The sequence below is a fragment of the bacterium genome (assembly GCA_035527515.1).
Lineage (GTDB): Bacteria > B130-G9 > B130-G9 > B130-G9 > B130-G9 > B130-G9.
On the sequence record DATLAJ010000053.1, the window covers coordinates 37,043 to 55,407 of the forward strand.

16 protein-coding genes are annotated in these 18,365 nt (G+C 55.9%); 14 read left to right on the plus strand and 2 right to left on the minus strand.

Features of this window, described 5'->3' with window-relative positions; translation table 11 throughout:
- Nucleotides 1-5: 5 nt before the first annotated feature.
- The 8 genes from VM163_03555 to VM163_03590 all read left to right on the plus strand — a co-directional run bounded on the left by VM163_03555 (nt 6) and on the right by VM163_03590 (nt 9,138).
- Nucleotides 6-488, plus strand: coding sequence for a type II secretion system protein (locus VM163_03555; GenBank protein ID HUT02946.1), 483 nt, complete (start codon nt 6-8; stop codon nt 486-488).
- Nucleotides 485-1,270: a prepilin-type N-terminal cleavage/methylation domain-containing protein gene (locus VM163_03560; GenBank protein HUT02947.1), complete on the plus strand. Its 786-nt coding sequence runs from the start codon at nt 485-487 to the stop codon at nt 1,268-1,270. The genes VM163_03555 and VM163_03560 overlap by 4 nt, the downstream gene beginning before the upstream one ends.
- Complete coding sequence (locus VM163_03565) at nt 1,267-2,412, plus strand: hypothetical protein (GenBank protein HUT02948.1); 1,146 nt, start codon at nt 1,267-1,269, stop codon at nt 2,410-2,412. Before VM163_03560 ends, VM163_03565 begins: the two co-directional genes overlap by 4 nt.
- Before the next feature lie 29 nt (nt 2,413-2,441).
- Nucleotides 2,442-4,589 carry a pilus assembly protein PilM gene (pilM, locus tag VM163_03570; protein HUT02949.1) on the plus strand — a complete coding sequence of 716 codons (2,148 nt, stop codon included), beginning with the start codon at nt 2,442-2,444 and terminating at the stop codon, nt 4,587-4,589.
- A complete protein-coding gene (gene gspM / locus VM163_03575) occupies nt 4,586-5,143 on the plus strand; it encodes a type II secretion system protein GspM (protein ID HUT02950.1) in 558 nt (185 codons plus the stop codon). The genes pilM and gspM overlap by 4 nt, the downstream gene beginning before the upstream one ends.
- A 31-nt stretch (nt 5,144-5,174) precedes the next feature.
- The gene (locus VM163_03580) at nt 5,175-5,885 is read left to right on the plus strand and encodes a hypothetical protein (GenBank protein ID HUT02951.1); all 711 of its coding nucleotides are present in this window, start codon (nt 5,175-5,177) and stop codon (nt 5,883-5,885) included.
- Between the two features lie 161 nt (nt 5,886-6,046).
- Entirely contained in the window at nt 6,047-8,518 is a 2,472-nt protein-coding gene (gene gspD, locus VM163_03585; GenBank protein ID HUT02952.1) for a type II secretion system secretin GspD, read from the plus strand.
- Nucleotides 8,519-8,541: 23 nt separating this feature from the next.
- On the plus strand, nt 8,542-9,138 hold the full coding sequence (locus VM163_03590; protein HUT02953.1) for a hypothetical protein: 597 nt from the start codon (nt 8,542-8,544) through the stop codon (nt 9,136-9,138).
- Here the strand turns inward: VM163_03590 and VM163_03595 are convergent.
- Both VM163_03595 and VM163_03600 read right to left on the minus strand, forming a co-directional pair.
- On the minus strand, nt 9,063-9,578 hold the full coding sequence (locus tag VM163_03595) for a DNA adenine methylase (protein ID HUT02954.1): 516 nt from the start codon (nt 9,576-9,578) through the stop codon (nt 9,063-9,065). The two genes, VM163_03590 and VM163_03595, sit on opposite strands and share 76 nt — an antisense overlap.
- A 536-nt stretch (nt 9,579-10,114) precedes the next feature.
- The gene (locus VM163_03600) at nt 10,115-10,921 is read right to left on the minus strand and encodes a DUF3800 domain-containing protein (protein HUT02955.1); all 807 of its coding nucleotides are present in this window, start codon (nt 10,919-10,921) and stop codon (nt 10,115-10,117) included.
- 505 nt (nt 10,922-11,426) lie between these two features.
- Between VM163_03600 and tgt the strand changes: the two genes are divergently transcribed.
- From tgt to secD, 6 genes are all read left to right on the plus strand, one after another.
- Nucleotides 11,427-12,545: a tRNA guanosine(34) transglycosylase Tgt gene (gene tgt / locus VM163_03605; GenBank protein HUT02956.1), complete on the plus strand. Its 1,119-nt coding sequence runs from the start codon at nt 11,427-11,429 to the stop codon at nt 12,543-12,545.
- 40 nt (nt 12,546-12,585) lie between these two features.
- Complete coding sequence (gene yajC, locus VM163_03610; protein ID HUT02957.1) at nt 12,586-12,957, plus strand: preprotein translocase subunit YajC; 372 nt, start codon at nt 12,586-12,588, stop codon at nt 12,955-12,957.
- A 97-nt stretch (nt 12,958-13,054) separates the two neighbouring features.
- Nucleotides 13,055-14,194: a glycosyltransferase family 4 protein gene (locus VM163_03615; GenBank protein HUT02958.1), complete on the plus strand. Its 1,140-nt coding sequence runs from the start codon at nt 13,055-13,057 to the stop codon at nt 14,192-14,194.
- A complete protein-coding gene (locus VM163_03620; protein ID HUT02959.1) occupies nt 14,184-14,939 on the plus strand; it encodes a polysaccharide deacetylase family protein in 756 nt (251 codons plus the stop codon). The genes VM163_03615 and VM163_03620 overlap by 11 nt, the downstream gene beginning before the upstream one ends.
- A gap of 40 nt (nt 14,940-14,979) precedes the next feature.
- A complete protein-coding gene (locus VM163_03625; GenBank protein HUT02960.1) occupies nt 14,980-16,812 on the plus strand; it encodes an ABC-ATPase domain-containing protein in 1,833 nt (610 codons plus the stop codon).
- The gene (gene secD / locus VM163_03630; GenBank protein ID HUT02961.1) at nt 16,790-18,364 is read left to right on the plus strand and encodes a protein translocase subunit SecD; all 1,575 of its coding nucleotides are present in this window, start codon (nt 16,790-16,792) and stop codon (nt 18,362-18,364) included. Before VM163_03625 ends, secD begins: the two co-directional genes overlap by 23 nt.
- Nucleotide 18,365: the final 1 nt, after the last annotated feature.

Here is an 18,365-nt window from a genome sequence, read left to right on the forward strand (position 1 = left end):
TGTAGATGACCAAGGGACGAGACCAGTTGTTTGGGCGCTCGGGCTTCACGCTCTTAGAGGTGATGGTGGCCCTGGCCATCCTAGCGATTGGGTTGGTTGCTATCATGCAGCTGTTTGCAGGGTCGTTAAGGCTTACCAGGATCGATAAGGGGTTGACCAAAGCGGTGTTCGTCGCCCAGCAGGTCATGGACGACCTTGTCTTGAGGAACGGTCTCGAGGACGGCTACGATGATTCGGGCGAGGAAGAGGGCTATTCGTGGACAGCGCAAGCAGAGAAGCTTGTGGGAGAGGACATGGACCCCGGCAACGAGAAGGACATGCAGACGGCGGACTTCATCGAGCAGATAGGCGCCGACGACGCGATCGTCCCGGTGAACGTATTTAAGCTCACGGTTACAGTTACATGGCGAAATGGGGACAGCCCAAACGAGCGGCATTACGAGCTCACCAGTTTGAAGACGCTCGCATTTCGTGAGGAGGCTCAATGATGCGCTCAGCGTTTAATCGCCGCGGTTTCACGCTTCTTGAGCTTCTTATCGCAAGCACGATCACCGTAATCATCGTGGCAATAATCCTTGCATCGTTTCAGGTTGCCTCGAAGGCATGGGCGACCGGCGAGCGGCGAGGGAACAGCACACAGCGGACGAGGGTGGCGATTTCGCAGATGGTTGAGGACTTAAAGTCGTCTTATCCCTTCAAGGTGAGGATGTTTGAGCAGGGCAGCAAGATACGTTCGACTCAAGTTCTTCTCTTTTCGGGGCAACATGACAGCATTAGTTTTGTGACGAAGGAGGCCGGACTTACGGGCGAGGAGAGCTCGTTCGGGCTTCGCGCCGTAACTTACTTAGTGAACGAGTCTGGCTCAGAGGATGAGAAGGGTCTGGTGATGCGGGAGGGCAATCCGTTCTCGGAGAAGCCGTTTGAGGAGGGTGTGCTGTATCGGCTCGATCCCGATGTAACCTCGATGTCGTTCAGATATTTTTATGATCCCAATATCCGCCTCCGTTTTGAACAGGTTCTGCGGAACGATTCTACACTTGAGCCGGGCGAGTGGTTGGACACGTGGGATTCATTTAGCGAGACGTCGTCGGACATGGCCTATTCTGTTGAGCAGTCGAAGGAGATCGAGCGTTATCTGCCGAAGTCGGTCGAGATTACGATGACGGTTGATCGCGATGGGGAGGAGGAGACTCTCGGTCCGTTTGTGGTGCCGATCTTCAATCGGCAGGTCTCGTTGGCCAGCGGGCTTGCGGAGGTGGAGGAGCAGTGACCGGGTGTTCGCTGGCCAGAGCTCAGGTGGCGCGTTTTCAGAGGGAATGTCAAAGGTGGAAGGCGTCCTGGTTTGGTGTCAAGAGTCGATGCCTGGGGAGCAATCGGGGCGTCGCGCTGTTGATGACGATATGGATAATGGTGCTGTTGACAGTTATGGCGCTTGAGTTCTCTTTCGAGAAGAGAGTTGACCTTTTAGTTGCGACGAATTTCAGGGACGAGGCGCAGGCATATTATCTGGCTATGGCGGGGATCAACGTGGCGCTAGCAGAGGTCCTGTCGAAGGAGTACTACTTTGGGTCGCCGGACGGGTCGGGCGAGCTTTATTTTGTGTCTCGGCAGGTGACGTGGGATGAGTCGGGCGAGCTCGAGATGGACGAGGCCTCGCCGTCGCGCGAGGGGATTCGGCTTGGTCGAGGCTCTTTCGACTACCAGATCGTTGACGAGCGTCGTAAGCTTGACATCAGGCTTTCGAGCAATGACGAGAGGTTCAGAGACCTCATTGTGGACTCCGGAGTTGATGACATGATTGCCGACACGATAGTCGACTCGATGAAGGACTGGCGGGACGCGGACGACTTTCACAGGGCGAACGGTGCCGAGGATGATTATTATCAGGCGCACTACGAGGAGCAGGGGATGAGCGAGCCATATTTGTGCAAGAACGCCAATTTCGACTCGGTTCGAGAGCTTCTTTTGGTTCGCGAGATGACGCCGGAGATACTTTTTGGCACTGGTAATGTTGAGAAATATGGGTTCCGCAAGGAGGAGAGCGGGGGTGTCGGCCAGGACCACGAGTTCATCGGGGTGTTTGACCTGCTGACCACTTGGGGCGGCGGGCTTTATTACGACACCGCCTCGGACGACCTTCTCTCGGGGCTGACGACTGATGCGAGGGCTCAGCAGGAGCTGGAGCAGAGAGAGAGCGGAGATTGGACCAATGCTCGCGCCCAAACTCATCGCGTTACGTCCACGAGATTCACGATCTCCTCAACCGGGCGCATTGCATCATCGGACGTTACGCGGACGATCGTGGCCGTGGTCAAGAAGGTTGGCAGTCTCAGGCGGCCTAGGGTCGAGATCATGGAATGGCACGATAATTACGTTGGCTCCGTTTACGCCCAGTTTGGGTCGGACATATAGCCTCTAAAGTAAAGGTCAAGAGGAGCTAAATGGTATCACTTCAGTCCAGCCTGAGCATACTCTTCAAAAGGGACAAGGTTATCCTGACCCACCTCGGCAAGGGCTTGACGAGATACACTTTGATCGACTACGAGGTGATCGACCTTGCTCGCGTTGAGGACCATTCCGAGGACCACATCGACATGCTCGTGCAGAACGGCATCTCGCACTTCCTCGAGGAGCATCGCATAAAGCCTGACAGTGTGTTGATCGGTATCCCGCGGGAGAGCGCTTTCTTCACATTTGCCGAGCTGCCCAGAGTTCAAGGTGTCAGCCTCGGGGAGATTCTTTCCTACGAGATAGAACGGCACGTGCCGCTGCCGGCGGATTCGGTCTGTTTCGATGCCCAGGTGGTTGAGCGAAACGAATCTCAAAACAACATGCTCAAAGTGGCCATTATCGCTGCGCGACGGGACCTCATTTTGCGATACGCCGGTATCGTAGAACAGATCGGCCTTGCGCCGTCCGCGATCACGGTCTCCACCCTCGGGCTTGTGGATTTCTTTGCCCGGTTCGGCGAACTGACGGACGATGCCACCTGCGCTCTCGTTGATTGCGATGATGGCAGCGCTGATGTGGTCATCTTGAGGGGTAAGGAGCTCATGCACTGCCGGTCAATCGATCTTGAGCACGGGGGACTGAGTTCAAGTTGGCAGAGGCTAACGCCGAAGAGGGCACTTCTCGGCGAGAAACTCATGGAGCGGGGGCTCATAACGGAGGAGCAGCTTCAGCTGGCTCTTGCTGAACAGCAGAAGGCGGGCGATGCACTGCTGGGTCAGGTATTATTTCATTCTGGCTTTATTTCTGAGGAGGACCTCGCAAAAGCGCTCTCGGGCCAGGCGCCAGGCGCTCAGGCAGCCCAGGGCTCCGGTGGGGACGACGGAGAGACGAACTTGGCGGTACAGGGTGGGGATTCGGTTGGCGTTCAGAAACAGGGAGAGATCAGAAAAGCTCAGGCCATCCTCGACGAGCTATCCTCATACGCAGATGAGAACGGCGGTAACGTTTACATCGACGAGCTATATCTATCTGGTGAGTATCGCACCGCTCTTAATCTCCAGGGGACGCTTGTGGAGCTGGGTTTTGCGGGCCGTGTCAGGCTGCTTCAGCCGCATCAGAAGATACGCTCGCTCGTGCCGCCGGAGAGGGCGAGTTCTCTTTGCTCTGCCATAGGCTTGGGCATGCGCGACTTCGAGGAAAAGGTCGGGGGGGCTAACCTTCTGCCGGCGGAGCGCCGACCGAGGCGCAAGCTCTATGGGAAGCGATTCATGATCGGTCTTTCAGTTTCGCTGTGCATTCTGTTAGTGGCGATTCTGGCCAGTAGTATCGCCAGGGAAAAGATGGAGGTCAGTTTCCTTGAGTCGAAGGTTCAATCGCTCCGCAACGAGGTGAAGCTGATCTCCGCGACTCGGCATCAAGTGGCGGCCTGGGGGAACCTATTGAAGGAGCTGAAGTCGCTATCTGAGGAGACTCTCAATCCCCTCTTGGTGCTCAAGGAGCTCGACAAGCGTCTGCCTAGTGCTGGGCCGGAGAAGGTATGGTTGAGCAATTTCCGGCTCAAGGATCAGAGGCTGTCGATCAACGGTCGTTCGGGCAAGCCGGAGGAGATACTCGCCAAACTGGAGGCGTCTCCGATTTTCAAGAACCCTCGTTTTGAGGGACGGATAACATCAAGTAAGGACAGCGAGCAATTCAGTGTTGTGGTCGAGATCGATATTAAGAACCAGTGGCAGTTGCTCAACGAACAGGAGGGGCTTGAGAGAGAGCAGGAGCTGATAGGTCCTCTGCCTGCCCCTGAGGATATGCTGATAGGTCCAGGTGAGAACGATGAGGAGAGTTACTACGAGGGGCCGGACGAGTCGCTGCAGCTGCCGTTTCGTAACCCAGAGATGGCTACTGGGATGGATAGAACGTTTCGATCTTCTGAGTCTGAGTTGCCGTTCAGGAATCCGTTGCTGCGTGGGCAGGCAGGTCGGATGTTTGACAATCGACTTCCGGCGACAGGCTCGACGAATTCCGTCACTGAAGGCACATCGCATGACGAGGAGGATGCCGAGGGAAACGGCGAGGCAGATGACGAATCGGATGATTCGGAGGGGGATTCGGAGGGGGATTCGGAGGGGGACGAGGACGAATGAAGCTGACCGCACGGGACCGGAAGGTTCTCATAATAGGCTCTTTGGTGATATCTGTATTCGTTCTCATCAGATTCGCTATCGTGCCGCTATACCGCTACAGCCGGAAGACGTCGGACGAGATTGAGAGCGTTCGGTTTCAGTATGAGAAGAGCGCACAGTTGATCTCGCAGAGGGCTGCGCTCGATTACGAGCTGAACGAGCTGAAGAAAATAGGGGCTAACTTCGAGGCGCTGCTTATTCACGCCAGAAATCCGAACGTTGCGGGCGCGAAGTTGCAGCAGACGCTGGACGGTTTTCTCCAGCAATCGAAGCTTGAGACACGGAGTAAGAAGATAATGAAGGCCGAGGAACGGGCCGGTTTCATCTCAGTGCCTGTGGAGCTTAGCGCGGCCGGCTCGCTATCTCAGTTGAGGGATTTTCTGACGAAGGTGATGAACGACAAGATGTTGCTTCAGGTAACGAAGCTGACGCTTAGACCTGAGAACCAGCGTGACCCCAAGAAGATATTCATTGATATAGAGGTTGTGGGATATGTCCTCAATGAATTGCCGTAGGGTTTTCTGACAGGTGTTTCGGAAGCTTTTCGTGATAAATCTATCGCTATTTGCGGCTGCTGTTGGTGGGGCGGTTTGGCTCGGCGAGATATGGCAGGGTCCGCTCGGGGAGGAGATCAAGGCCGACCCCGTTCCGCCCAAGAGGATCGAGCGTGAGCAGTATTCATTCGATAAGATGGCTGCCGGCTTGGGCTATGGCCAAATGGTTGACAACGACCTCTTCAGACCTGACCGGAAGCGATATATCCCGCCAGAACCCTCGCCGACCCCAGGGAAAGATGACGCCCAGGAGGACAAAAAGCCCAATTTCGAGGTTTTGGGGATCATGCTTCTCAACGACAGGGTCAAGTACGCGATAGTGGCGGAGATACCCGCCAAGAAAGCCCAGGCCCCAAAGCCCACGAGACATTATCGTAGGCGTAGCAGTCGCAGGAGCAAGCCTACGCCAACGCCCACGCCGAGCGAGCTGCTCCAGGCGAGCTCCTACAGGGTGGGTGAGGAGGTCAAGAACGGTTGGTATATATCAGAGATCAGACCCACTCTCGTCGTGTTCTCGAACGGCAAGGAGAGCTTTGAGGTAGAGGTTACAAAGTCAAGCATTCCTCAGGCGGCCGAAGAAGAAGAGAGCAAGAAGACCGGGCGGCAGCCCATAAAAAGGAGAACGCCGGCGTCGCCTCCCAGCAAGGATGAGGCCACTCAGCGTTTTCTCGATGCGTTAAAAAAGGCGGGGAAGAGAAAGTGAGGGATGGCCGAGGCTATTCTATGGATGGCGTGCCCTGGCCGGTGTCGGCTGGTGAGGGGATGGAGCGATTGTTTGTGGAGCGGATGTGCTCGTCTGTCTGTTCTAGTGTAAACGAGGCCCCTGCAATTGTTAAGCACACACATTGACCCTAGGGGGTGAGTATGTTGAATAGGCAAATCATGTTGCCCCGGCGCCTGCGCAGGTTTGGACTGTGTCTTGTGCTCCTTGTGGCAGCGCTTTTTACAACAAGTTGCGTTCACGTTTTCAAGCAAGAGAAGTTCACAGGGGGCCCTGCTATTGCCGGGCCGGAACAGGACGTTGTTCAACAGCGAGAGCAGGAGCCCGTTGAGGAGAAGGCCGAGAGCGGGCCGGCGGAGCGGGGGAATATCCTGCCCCAGGTGGCGGCCTCAACGTCAACGGTGGCAACGAAAGCAGTCGGCAAGGCCGAGGTTGAGGAGGAAAGCGATGAGCCAGAGGAAGAAGGCGTGTCAGGCGATACGGTCTTGTTCACGGCTCAGAGCAAACCCCCGAGGGGCAAGCTGCCCGAGAGCCTCGAGGAGCGAGAGGCCTGGCCTTATCTTACTCTGGAGAGCGCTCCTATCGAACAGGTGCTCGAGATGTTCATCAAGATTATGCCCGAGCGCGGCACCTTCAACTACATCGTTGACCCCAGCGTCAAGAGCAAGAAGATAACGACGCGGTTTTGGCGCCCTGTCAGGCCGGACAACCTGTGGTTCATTCTTCAGTCCATACTGACTATGAATGGGCTTGCGATGGTCGATTCAGGCCGGGACTTCTACAAGATCGTTCCCCTGCCTAGCGCCAGGCAGCTGCCGATAGAGACCTACGTGGGTCGCTCAGGCGACCAGCTAGAGCTCGAGGATACTCTCGTAACACAAATCGTTCCCACGGAGCACATACCGCCGTCAGCTTTGCTGAAGCTGATCAAGCCGTTTCTCTCGAGCGTGGCATACGAGGTTACGAACGACGACACGATGCTTCTCATCATCACTGACCTTGAGTCTAACATCAAGCGTGTGATGACGTTCATCAAGCTGCTGGACGTGCCGACGGCCACCGAGAGGCTGAGAATCTATCAGGTTCAGTTTGCGGACGCGGGGGAGGTTGCGTCGATTTTGGACAAGCTTTTCTCTGCCAAAAAGACCTCAACATCTTCTTCCTCGACGTCTCGGCGGTCGAGTCGCAGCTCGAGGTCCAGTAAGACGTCCACGGAGGCTTCCGGCACCTTGGGCGGCCTGGGGGAAAAGCCAGTCATCATCACCGACAAGCGTTCCAACTCGTTGGTTGTGTTGGGCCGAAAGGCTGCCCTGGAGGCCATAGAGCAGATCATCGAGATGTTGGACGTCGATGTTTATGGGGCCGAGAAAACATACGTTTACTACCTCGAGAACGCCGAGGCAAAGTCCTTGGCGTCGCTCCTCAGTAGCCTCTATTCCAAGAGCAAGACGAAGTCCACAGGTTCGCGGGCGAGTTCCAGCACACGCAAATCCCCCTTTCAGAGTAAAGTCCGTGAGAGCGGAAGCGCCGGGACCAAGCCCGGTTTCGGCACCGGGTCGGTAATCGGTGATGTCAACATAGTTGCCGACGAGTTCACCAACTCGCTTATTATCGTAACCGACCCGGCCAATTATCCTGAGATTAAGCGGACGATCGAGGCGCTGGACATTCGGCCCAAGCAGGTGCTAATCGAGGTGCTTATCGCAGAGCTGACGCTGGACAAGACGACGCAGTTTGGGCTCGAGTGGTCGCTCAAAGGGCAGGGTAGCGCAACGGTTGGTGGTGAGAACTTCAACGTGGTTTCGGATATTGCCCAGGCGTTGGGTGTGCCGTCTGGCAGCGGGTTTGTTTTGAACGTTGTCGATGCCCAGAGGCTTAAAGGTCTCCTTAATGCCTACGCGAGTCAGTCCAAACTCCACGTCCTCTCCACGCCGCGTATTATCGCCTCGAATAACCAGGAGGCGAAGATATACGTCGGGAAGGACGTTCCCATCGTCACGAGCGAGACCTCGAGCAGCTCAACGTCGGTGAGCTCATTCGACACGAGACGAACGATTCAATACAAGGACACGGGCATCATCTTGGACGTCAAGCCGCATGTGAACGAGAAGAAGACGATCAAGCTGGAGATCAACCAGACTGTTTCGGATGCGCAGACCAACAAGATCGGTGGCTCAGATTCACCGATCGTGAACCGTCGGGAGGTGAAGACGACAGTTTTCATGGATGACAGGAGCACGCTTCTCATCGGCGGCCTGATCAAGAAGAACGTCAACACGGCCAAAGAAGGCATTCCGCTTCTCATGGATATTCCCTGGATTGGGAAGCTTTTCTCCTCTACCTCGGTGATAGAGACGAATACCGAGCTGCTGATATTGATCACGCCCACCATTATAGAAACAACGGCTGAGGCCAAGGCCGCCATTTGCGATTATGAGACCAGCATGAAAGAGCTCTTCGATGAGATCCGCAAACGGAAGGGCGCTATCTGGGAGCGAGAGCCGCCTGCGGACGAGCAGACAGGTGAGCCGAAAAGTGGCGCCAATACCGAATCGAAGGCCGGTGGCTCCAAGGGCTCGACCGGCAAGGAAGCGCCGGAGAAGTCAGAGGATTGATTGACACAGATCAGGAGGCATAAATGCGTAAGAGTCTATTGATTATCGGTCTGTTGTTCCTTGCCGGAACGGTTGTTCTGACAGGCTGCTCGAGGCGCGGTGGCACTGGCGACGATGATTCGCAGTCAACCATCTGGGGGCTACAGATAACGAGGATCGAGTCGTTGACTGGCCTGCCCTACGTAGAGTCCAGCGTGAACGCGAACGATCTCGGCACTGATGACAACGCTGTCGTCTATGTGCTCAACAAGTATTCTGATTACTATCTCGATTCGGAGGGCAACATCGACCCCTCATATAACGTCCTTGTCACCAAGTATCTCGTCGAGATAGCACTGCCCAACTATGCCCCGTTCACTTTCGAGAGGAACATATACTCTCAAATAGCTGCCTCAACCGCGGACACGGAGACGTCGCTTACGGTCGCGGCTGTGCCGGCAGAGCTCAAATCTCAGATAGCGACGATTGTTGATGCGGAGGGTGGGGCGATCGAGGGCACTCTAACCATCCGCCTCGAGGGCAAGTTTGGCAACGGCGAGGATGCCTACACGACCGGCAAGACGCGACTTAGGATCACCTCGCAAGGCACCGCACCTCTGGGCGTCTCTATCGTGAGGTAATCCCTTGGATTGCGCTGTTCCACGCGGTAGTTGATCCAGAGCGCCTCCGCCCGAGGCGCTTTCGAGGAGTGGCATTTCTTGGTGGGTGCGTCGATTCTCCGGAAAGAGGAATACAGCTGGTCCGTAAGAGGGCAACGGTATCCCGACAGCGCGACCTTGCCTTTGACCTGGATCAACACTTCAGCGAGCCGCTTGTGCTCGGCATCTGTCATTTCGTAACTGTAAGCCTTTAGCCTCTCTTTCTGGTCTCTCAGGACGCGGAAGAAATTCACGACCTCTCCATGTATGTCGTTGTATGTTTCAATAGGCGAAGGTTCCCGGTTAAGAAGAACTGCGGCCGATCCCCCAAAAGGTTCGCAATAGTGGTGACACTTGGGCAGTAGAGGCAAAAGCCATTCGAGATGATTGTATTTGCCGCCATACCAGCCAAAGGCGATCATCCGACGGGCTCGTCTATTCCTATTCGTGCCCGTGACTGGTGCGGTTTCGGTCTCAGGAAGAAGCTTCAATGCTGTCTTCCGGGCATCCTCTGCACCGCGAAGAGGACCGTGGAGACTGCCGTTCAAATGTATAGCGGAAGGTTTTCGCACCATTCTCACAACTCATATGCTTCTGAGCGACATCCGGTCATGGATGCGCCGAGCTCGTCAAGAGTCCATGTTAGTGTGGCGCCCATCCAAGTCAAGAGCCTTTCGCGATTAGGAACCAATGAGCCACAACCTCGTGCTTGAACCGGAAGAAGGCGCCGGAGCAGGGGGTCCGCCGGATGCCGTTCCCGCGGCGATTGCTCGCATCACGTGGTGCTTTGGATATTAATCCCGCGGCAAATAATGGACGCCGTGTCCATAACGAGATTCCGGGCTTGCTTTTCCTAAACAGGTAGGTCATATTATCTGCAATCCGGAATTCCGGAGGTGGATGGTATTAATGCCATCGGGGCCCGCAAGGGCCCTTTTTATTTCTGGCGCACGGCTCTTTAAGGCAACAGCTTCTTCCCGAATATCCTCCCGTCGTAATGGCTTTGATAGTATTTCTGCTGTAAGATGGCGATGACTCTGTTCGCAAACGGCGCTATCTCTTTTCGGAGCAGCCCGTAGTCCTTGAGTATCTCGTTACGACTGGGATGAGCGATGAGGTCCGCTAATTGAAGTCCTGCGATATTGTTCGCCTTGGGCTTAACCTTGAGTTGCTTGCTGGTCAGCCCTGCCTGGAAGCGTTCAGGCGAAACATAGTCACTCCCCCCTTCCCAAAGCCTCGCGAATGATCGCTTCAGACGCATATCCTCCTTACCTCCCCTCGCCTCTGCCATGGCATCACCTTGGCTATTAGAATTCTCTAAGAAGAAGACGAATCTCTCCAACATCACGTTCAAGCAGTAGTGATACGGCTCATATCTCCAGGTTGTATATGTCTCTTTATGTCTTTTTTTATTGATGCAAATTGATATAACCGTGTATTGCCAGGACTTGAGGAGCTCCAGAAGATCGTCATCGAATCGCTGTCTCAATTGTGCATCTCTGAGTTTCCCAAATGGGTGCTTTGCGTTCATCAGGTCTTTCCGATGGAGTATCAATGGTTCGTCAGGGTGAGGGTCGAAGTATCTGGTCTTGAGTGCTTCCATTTGTGGATACAGCGTGGTTTTGACGTAGCTCAGGTCAATGATCACGCCGGTCAGACTCAAGAACTGGTGGTTGGGATTGTCGGAGCTCTCTAGATCAGGATTTCCAACTTCGTCTATATACATCCGATAAACAGGGTTCCGATTATCCCTTTCTTGAATCATGCCTCCAATAATGCTTGTGGCAGTCGCGGATTGTCAAATTCAACGGCAAGCAGTGCGCAGCCGACTTCACGCGTCTTTCCAGAACCTTGCTGTAACGCAAGGAAGAAGGCGCCAGAGCAGGGGGTCCGCCGGATGCCGTTCCCGCGGCGATTGCTCGCATCACAAGCGGCAGCCATTTATCTGGGACGCCGGTTACCCTGCGACTCGTGCGACCGACCCGACGGCTCGCGCGGACCACGCTCAAACGCCCCCATATTTGGTCTTGCTCCGAGCGTGGTTTACCTACCATACCCGGTCACCCGAGCCGATGGTTACGAGCAAAGCCTTCAGCTTGGAAAGGGACGCGGGACTGTGTTATAGAGGCGGGGTGCAGGAGAAGAGTTTCCGAAAGATGCAAGCGGCGCGGTGTTGGCTGCGAAACCGGGAGTTTCCTCTTGGGTGGCAGCATAACTGCAGCGCCTAAGCGACATGGCTGTGCCGGCGGCGGCCCCGAGGTTACAGGAAGATGTTGAGATTTGAGATAGAGGCGAAGAGCGCCGGGTGCGGTGCCAGGGTGGGTAGGCTTTCGGTGAACGGCCGGACGGTTGAGACGCCGGCCTTCTTTCCGGTGGGGACGCAGGGCACAGTGAAGGGCGTCCCGCAGAAGGAGCTCGTCGCGCACGGGGTGCAGGGCATTCTCTGCAACCTCTATCATCTGTATCTGCGGCCTGGAATCGGCGTCATCGGGGCCGCTGGCGGGCTACACAGGTTCATCGATTGGGACGGACTGATCATAACTGACAGCGGAGGCTTTCAGGTTTATAGTCTGAAGACGCTCAGGAGGATCGAGCGAGAGGGGGTTCATTTCGTCTCTCATCTCGACGGCTCGTCGCACCTATTCACGCCTGAGAGGGTGATCGAGATGCAGGCTCGGCTTGGCTCTGACGTGGCGATGGTTCTGGACGAATGCGTGGCATACCCGACTACGTTCGACTACGCGCGCCGGTCGATGAACCTGACGCTGGAATGGGCGGAGCGTTCGGCGCGGAACGTTGGTCAGGGTAGCGCGGTCTTTGGGATCGTTCAGGGCGCAACTTTCCCGGAGCTTCGGGTGGAGTGTGCTCATAGGCTGGTGGAGATGGGGTTCGACGGGTATGCGATCGGAGGGCTTGCAGTTGGCGAGGACAAGGAGACTATGTTTGAGATGGTGGGTGTGTGCACAGACGAGCTGCCTTTGGATAAGCCGCGATACCTAATGGGCGTGGGTTTCCCGATGGATGTGGCGAGGGCTGTGTCGCAGGGGGTGGACATCTTCGATTGCGTGATGCCGACGAGGAATGCTCGAAACGGGACGCTCTTCGTGGATGGCGGCAGGCTCGTGATCAAGAACGCGAAGTATGCTCGGGACGAGAGGCCCATCGAGGAGGGCTGCGATTGCTACACCTGCCGCAATTTCAGCAGGGCGTATCTGCGGCATTTGTACATGTCGGGGGAACTTCTCTCGCCGATGTTGAATAGTATCCACAATGTTCGGTATTATATGCGATTGATGTCCCGGCTTCGGGATGTAATACGAAATGGCCAGCTGGAGGGTTTCTTGGCCGAACTCGAGAGCAAACATCAAGAGGAGATTGACATTGTTTAAGTCAGCGTTGTTGCGAACTGTGCAAAGATGTGCCGCAAGAATGGTATTCCAAGCCTTAGCGGTCTTTTCACTTCTTGCGCTGATCGAGTCGTCTGCCGCCGCGATGGCGACCGGCGGCAAGGGTGAAGGGGGAGGAGGCGGCATGTCCGGACTGGTGCTTGTATTTGCGATCTTCGGCATTATGTATTTCTTGCTCATCAGACCGCAGCAGAAACGACAGAAAGATGTTAAGCAGATGCAGGGCAACCTCAAGGTTGGCGACAGAGTAACGACAAGCGGCGGCATACACGGCACGGTCGCGGCAGTCTCCGAGAACACAGCTAGCATCAAGGTCGCGGAAAAAGTTAAGATTGAGGTTGATCGAAGCGCCATAGCCGGCATCATGTCCGCCGAGACTGGCGCCTCGAAGTAACGTTGGCCTGGCGGGCAGGCAACCCACCCCTTGCTAGTGCCATTTGGGCGATGGCATTCTGCGGTCGAACGCGGGACATAAAAATTGCAGCGGTATTGTGGTTAGGGTCTTATACATAAGCGGGACGAGCAGGCCCGGCGGCGCTTGGGAAAGTCTCAGGGATATTGTTTTCGGCCTCGAGCGAGGCCGTTTTGAGCCTGTCGTCGCCTGTTCGGGGGAGCCAGCGTGGCACGGCTCTCGGGATGGAGTCGATGTCGTGTCAATCAAGATGCCGATGTTTAGGAAGGGAAAGAGCATATTGCACATTCCGCTGGCAATTGGGCGCCTCAGGCGAGCGGTTCGTTCGTATCAGGTCTCGCTTTTGCACGCCAACAGCGTCTGGGACGTCCCATACGCGCTTTGGGCTGCAAAGCCGGTCGTGGCGCCGGTCGTGGCTCACGTGAGGACGGAGATCGACCGGGACAAGGCGAGGAAGTATGGGCTGCATAAGAGTGATGCCGCCATCTGCACGTCTGGCAGAGCGGTGGACGTGCTTTCGGGCTTTGAGAGTCTGACGGGGAGAGTTTTTTACGTTCCTAACGGAGTTGACCTTCAGCGGTTTGCTCGCACAACGCCCCGGGGCGAGTCGCGCCGGCGGTTTGGGTTGGATGACAGTGCGGTTGTGTTCGGGGCGGTTGGCCGCATCGATCGGCTGAAGGGGCTTGATCTCTTGGTCGAGGCTTTCTCTCGCATTGCCGGGGTCCTCGAGCGCGCAAGGCTGCTCATCGTTGGGGATGCGAGGGGCAAGGGCAGCTCGTTCGAGGACGAGCTCAGGCGGATGGTTGAGCAGTTAGGGCTTTCGAAGCGGGTGATATTCGCTGGCCATCAAGACGATCCTGTTCCATCTTTTGCAGCGCTGGATGTGCTTGTCATGCCAAGCAGGACGGAGGGCTTTGGACGTTCGGCAGTGGAGGCGATGGCGATGGCAAAGCCGGTCATCGCGTCTGACGTTGGGGCGCTTCCGGAGATCGTTGACGATGGGCATAGTGGTTACGTTGTCCCCGATGGCGACGTTGATGGGCTTGCCAGCAGAATGAGCGAGCTCGCCGTAGATTGCCAGAAGAGGGAGGCGTTTGGCCGAGCTGGCAGGGCGATGGCAGAGGCGAGGTTCGACCTGAAGACTATGCTCAGAAGGCTACAGAGCATTTATGATGTCCTGCTCGGAGGCAGCGACAGGGGCCGAGATAGTGCGAGCTAGAGTTCCCATATTCATGTTCCACCACGTTGCGCCCGAGGGCTCATCTGTGCCTCGTTCGCCGTTGGTTGTGAGGAGTTCAAAGCTCAGGGAGACCGCCGAATGGTTCCTTGGTCACGGATACGAATCGATTACTGTTCAACGGCTTGCGGAGCTTCTGAGGGCCGGGGACGCTGCCTCATTGAGGCGCAAGTTTGCTCTCACGTTTGACGATGGTGCGAAGAGCAGCTTTGAGCAGGCTTATCCTGTGCTTTCAGAGATTGGCTGCACAGCGACGTTTTACGTTTTGACGAGCTGTATTGGTGGGCGGAGCAATTGGCGGAATAAGAGTCGGTCTTTTGAGATAATGAATGCTGAAGAGCTGTCGGAGCTCTTTGGGCACGGTTTCGAGATCGGCTCTCACGGATGTGATCACGTGGACCTCACGGCGCTTGCTTCTGATGAGATCGAGGCTCAAATGGCGGAATCGAAGGCCACGCTGTCATCGATGATAGGCGTCGAGGTCTCAACCTTCGCATATCCTTACGGGCTTTTTGACACTAGAGCCGTGAAGGCCGCCCGAGATGCGGGCTACATCGCTGCCTGCTCGACGTTGCGGGGTGCGGCTCAGGATTCTGAGCACATTTTTGCTTTTAAGCGTATTATGGTAACAGAGGGTACAGGTTCGCTCCGGCTACGCTACTTCATGAGCGGGCTTTTGGATTTCGAGCACCGCAAGGAGTTCGATGCGGCAGTTTTGAGCCGGTGACGCCGAGTGCCCCTGAGTGGTTTTTTGAAGCTGAGGAAGAATGTTACATAGCGACGATCTGAAGGCAAAACTCAAGAGCATCGACAGGTCAGGATATAAATCGTATAAGTCCCTTGCCGGTCGATACAAGTTCGAGGACTACGTCCTCATCTTCGACAAGGTGCAAAGCGATCCCTTTGCAGCACCTTCGCGTTTGCGGGTGCGGGTGCCGCAGCAAGTCGCTGGTTTCCCACAGGCGCTCTTTTCAACCCCGACTCGTCGAGTTGCGTTGGAGGATTTCCTGACGCGTCAATTTGAGGCGGTGAGCTCCGATTCGCGGCGCAAGATACGCGGCTCTGGCAAAAGCGGGACGCTTTCCATTGCGTCCTGCGGTCAGGAGGTCTTGGAGAGGAGCTCCGTCAACGTTACGGACGAGTATGTCGAGGCGCGGTTCGTGGCCGGGCTCCCAGCGGACGGGCGCATCATCCTCGGGAACGAGGCATACGCAATGCTTTTCGGGATTCTGCCGGACATAGTCCGGCAATCTCTCAAATACCAGAATCTGGACAAGAACGCGATGTCGAAGCACATCGATGTTGTGGAGGACCAGGATTTCATACGCCATAAGCTCGAAGAGTTGGGCCTCATAGCGTTCGTGGCGGACGGCTCGATTCTGCCGCGGCGAAGCGGGATAGACGACAGGCCGATGAGGGGTATCGTAGTTGACGTTGAAACGCTGGATGTCGTCAAGCCTGGGGAGATCGGTGCGGACATAGTCATACCGTTCAACTCTCCTTCAAGTCTGCAAATGGAGATTCAGACGCCAAACCGTGGGCCGGTCAGAGGGATGGCGCTTAGGCCCGGCGTTACGTTGATCGCGGGGGGCGGGTTCCATGGCAAATCGACGCTTTTGTCGGCGTTGGAGCGAGGCGTTTACAATCACATCCCTGGGGATGGTCGTGAGTTCGTTGTTACCGTGGATGGAGCGGTCAAGCTGAAGGCAGAGGAGGGTCGGAACGTTGAGAAGGTCGATATAAGGCCGTTCATCAACAACCTGCCATTTGGGCAGAGCACAAGGGCATTTACGACCCAGAACGCAAGCGGAAGCACCTCCCAGAGCGCCAACATTATCGAGGCGCTTCAGTTGGGCGCAAAGGTGCTTTTGATCGACGAGGACACATCGGCGACGAATTTCATGATAAGGGACGTCAGGATGCAGCAATTGGTCCCGAAGGACCGGGAGCCAATCACGCCGTTCGTGGATAAGATCAGGCAGATGTATTCTGACCTTGGGGTCTCCTCGATACTTGTCATGGGCGGCTCCGGTGATTACTTTGATGTAGCGGACGTCGTGCTAGTTCTGGACAAATACCTTGTGAAGGACATGACAGTCAAGGCGCAGAGTATAGCGATAGAGCACCGGACTCGGCGCGAGATTGAAAGTGGGGAGCATTTCGGTGAGCTGACGAAGCGGTGCCCTCTCAAGCGGTCGTTGAGCGCAGGGTCAGGTCGTAATGAGGTCAAGATCGACATCAAGGGCAAGGGCAAGATTCTTTACGGTGAGAGCGAGAGCGACATTTCTGCTCAGGACCAGTTGGTTGACTACTGTCAGACTCGCGCGATCGGCGATGCGATCTACTATGGTGTGTCCGAGTATCTGAAGGACCTCGACAGCAGCATGGCAATGCCGGACCTAGTAGAGAGGATTGACAGGGACATTTCTGAGCGGGGTCTTGATATCTTATGCCCGTTCGCTCGGGGCGATTACGCCAGGCCGAGGCGTTTTGAGATTGGCGCGGCGATCAATCGGCTACGTTGCTTGAAGGTTAGACAGTTGAGAGCAGAAGAAGAGGGCCAGGAAGGGGCTAGATGTGAAAAAGAACCTGTTGGGTAAATCGATCTTTGCTGTCGCACTGGTCGTGCTTGTCGGTTGGTGTGCATATCCTCCGAAGGAGAAAGTACTGCTTGGTCTTGACCTCAGGGGCGGGATACACCTTGTCCTTGAGGTGGAGACAGAAACAGCGCTCAAGGGAGAGCTTTCGGAGATGAAGGTCAGGTTGGCCGATCTGCTTCGTGATCACGAGATACCAGTTGAGTCAGAGCGTGTGGCGGATGACCTGTCGGTCCGATTCGTTTTGCCGAGCACGGGCGCCAAGGATTCGGCGTTGTCAGAGTTTAGGGACGAGCAGAGCCGCTTTGACGTTTATCCGACGAAGCTCGCGGGCAACAAGTGGGAGTTGAAGCTTACATTCAAGTCCGTTGAAGACAAGCGTCTCAGGGAGAACTCGGTCCGTCAAGCGCTGGAGACGATCCGAAACCGAGTGGACGAACTTGGTGTAGCCGAGCCGGTCATTCAGCGCATAGGCTTGATCGGTAATCGGATTCTGGTTCAGCTGCCCGGTGTGGTTGACCCGCAGCGCGCCAAGAAGATCATCGGCCGAACTGCGATGCTCCAGCTTCGGCTGTTAAAGGACGAGGCCCCCAGCAAAGAAGCGCTGCTGGAGAAGTATAAAGGCAGTGTCCCGGAGGGATACGAGCTGCTAAAGATGGCGCCTCCTCGGCGTGCCGCCGAAACAGTTGGCAAGGCGCGTTATGCGCTCGTTGAGAACGAGGTTCGGGTCTCGGGAGCTGACTTGGAGGACGCGAGGACGGGGCACGATGAGTTCAACATGCCGGCCGTGGATTTCAGGCTGACGAGGTCAGCCGGGAGGCTTTTCGGGAAGTTCACTCAGAAGCACATCAATGAGAGGCTCGCCATCGTTCTTGATAACGTTGTCGAGTCCGCTCCGTCGATAAAAACGCGCATCACGGAGAAGGGGCAGATCACGGGCAATTTCACGGTGCAGGACGCGGACGACCTCTCAGTGGTTCTCAGGGCAGGGGCTCTTCCTGCGAACGTCAGGTATCTTGAAGAGAGAACCGTCGGACCTACGCTGGGCCTGGATTCGATCAGACAGGGGACTACCTCGGTGATCATCGGGGGCGCGCTTGTGGTGTTTTTCATGCTGTTTTACTACCGTCTTTCAGGTCTGATCGCTGATCTTACACTGGTCTTGAACCTGATCTTGCTGATGGGTTGCCTGGCGCTATCGGGAGCTGCTCTGACGCTGCCGGGCATCGCGGGCATTATTCTCACGGTCGGCATGGCGGTTGACGCCAACGTCCTGATTTTCGAGCGTATCAAAGAGGACCGCCGGGCTGGCAAAACAATCAGAGCGGCAGTGGAGGGCGGCTTCAAGCGCGCTCTGTTGACGATCGTGGATTCTAACGTTACTACGCTGATCGCGGCCGTCGTCCTGTTTCAGTTTGGGACAGGCCCGATACGGGGCTTCGCAGTTACATTGATACTTGGCATTCTTGCGAGCATGTTTACGGCGCTGTTTGTATCGAAGTTGGTCTTCCAGATAGTGCTTCAAAAGTGCAGAATCAAGCGATTGAGCATATAAT

What these genes read in the sequence shown, in the direction of transcription:
- yajC (HUT02957.1), top strand. Translation starts at nt 12,586, where the DNA reads ATGGTATTCCAAGCCTTAGCGGTCTTTTCACTTCTTGCGCTGATCGAG.
- gspD (HUT02952.1), top strand. Translation starts at nt 6,047, where the DNA reads ATGTTGAATAGGCAAATCATGTTGCCCCGGCGCCTGCGCAGGTTTGGA.
- gspM (HUT02950.1), top strand. Translation starts at nt 4,586, where the DNA reads ATGAAGCTGACCGCACGGGACCGGAAGGTTCTCATAATAGGCTCTTTG.
- tgt (HUT02956.1), top strand. Translation starts at nt 11,427, where the DNA reads ATGTTGAGATTTGAGATAGAGGCGAAGAGCGCCGGGTGCGGTGCCAGG.
- VM163_03560 (HUT02947.1), top strand. Translation starts at nt 485, where the DNA reads ATGATGCGCTCAGCGTTTAATCGCCGCGGTTTCACGCTTCTTGAGCTT.
- VM163_03625 (HUT02960.1), top strand. Translation starts at nt 14,980, where the DNA reads ATGTTACATAGCGACGATCTGAAGGCAAAACTCAAGAGCATCGACAGG.
- VM163_03600 (HUT02955.1), bottom strand. Translation starts at nt 10,921, where the DNA reads ATGATTCAAGAAAGGGATAATCGGAACCCTGTTTATCGGATGTATATA.
- pilM (HUT02949.1), top strand. Translation starts at nt 2,442, where the DNA reads ATGGTATCACTTCAGTCCAGCCTGAGCATACTCTTCAAAAGGGACAAG.
- VM163_03555 (HUT02946.1), top strand. Translation starts at nt 6, where the DNA reads ATGACCAAGGGACGAGACCAGTTGTTTGGGCGCTCGGGCTTCACGCTC.
- VM163_03590 (HUT02953.1), top strand. Translation starts at nt 8,542, where the DNA reads ATGCGTAAGAGTCTATTGATTATCGGTCTGTTGTTCCTTGCCGGAACG.
- VM163_03595 (HUT02954.1), bottom strand. Translation starts at nt 9,578, where the DNA reads ATGATCGCCTTTGGCTGGTATGGCGGCAAATACAATCATCTCGAATGG.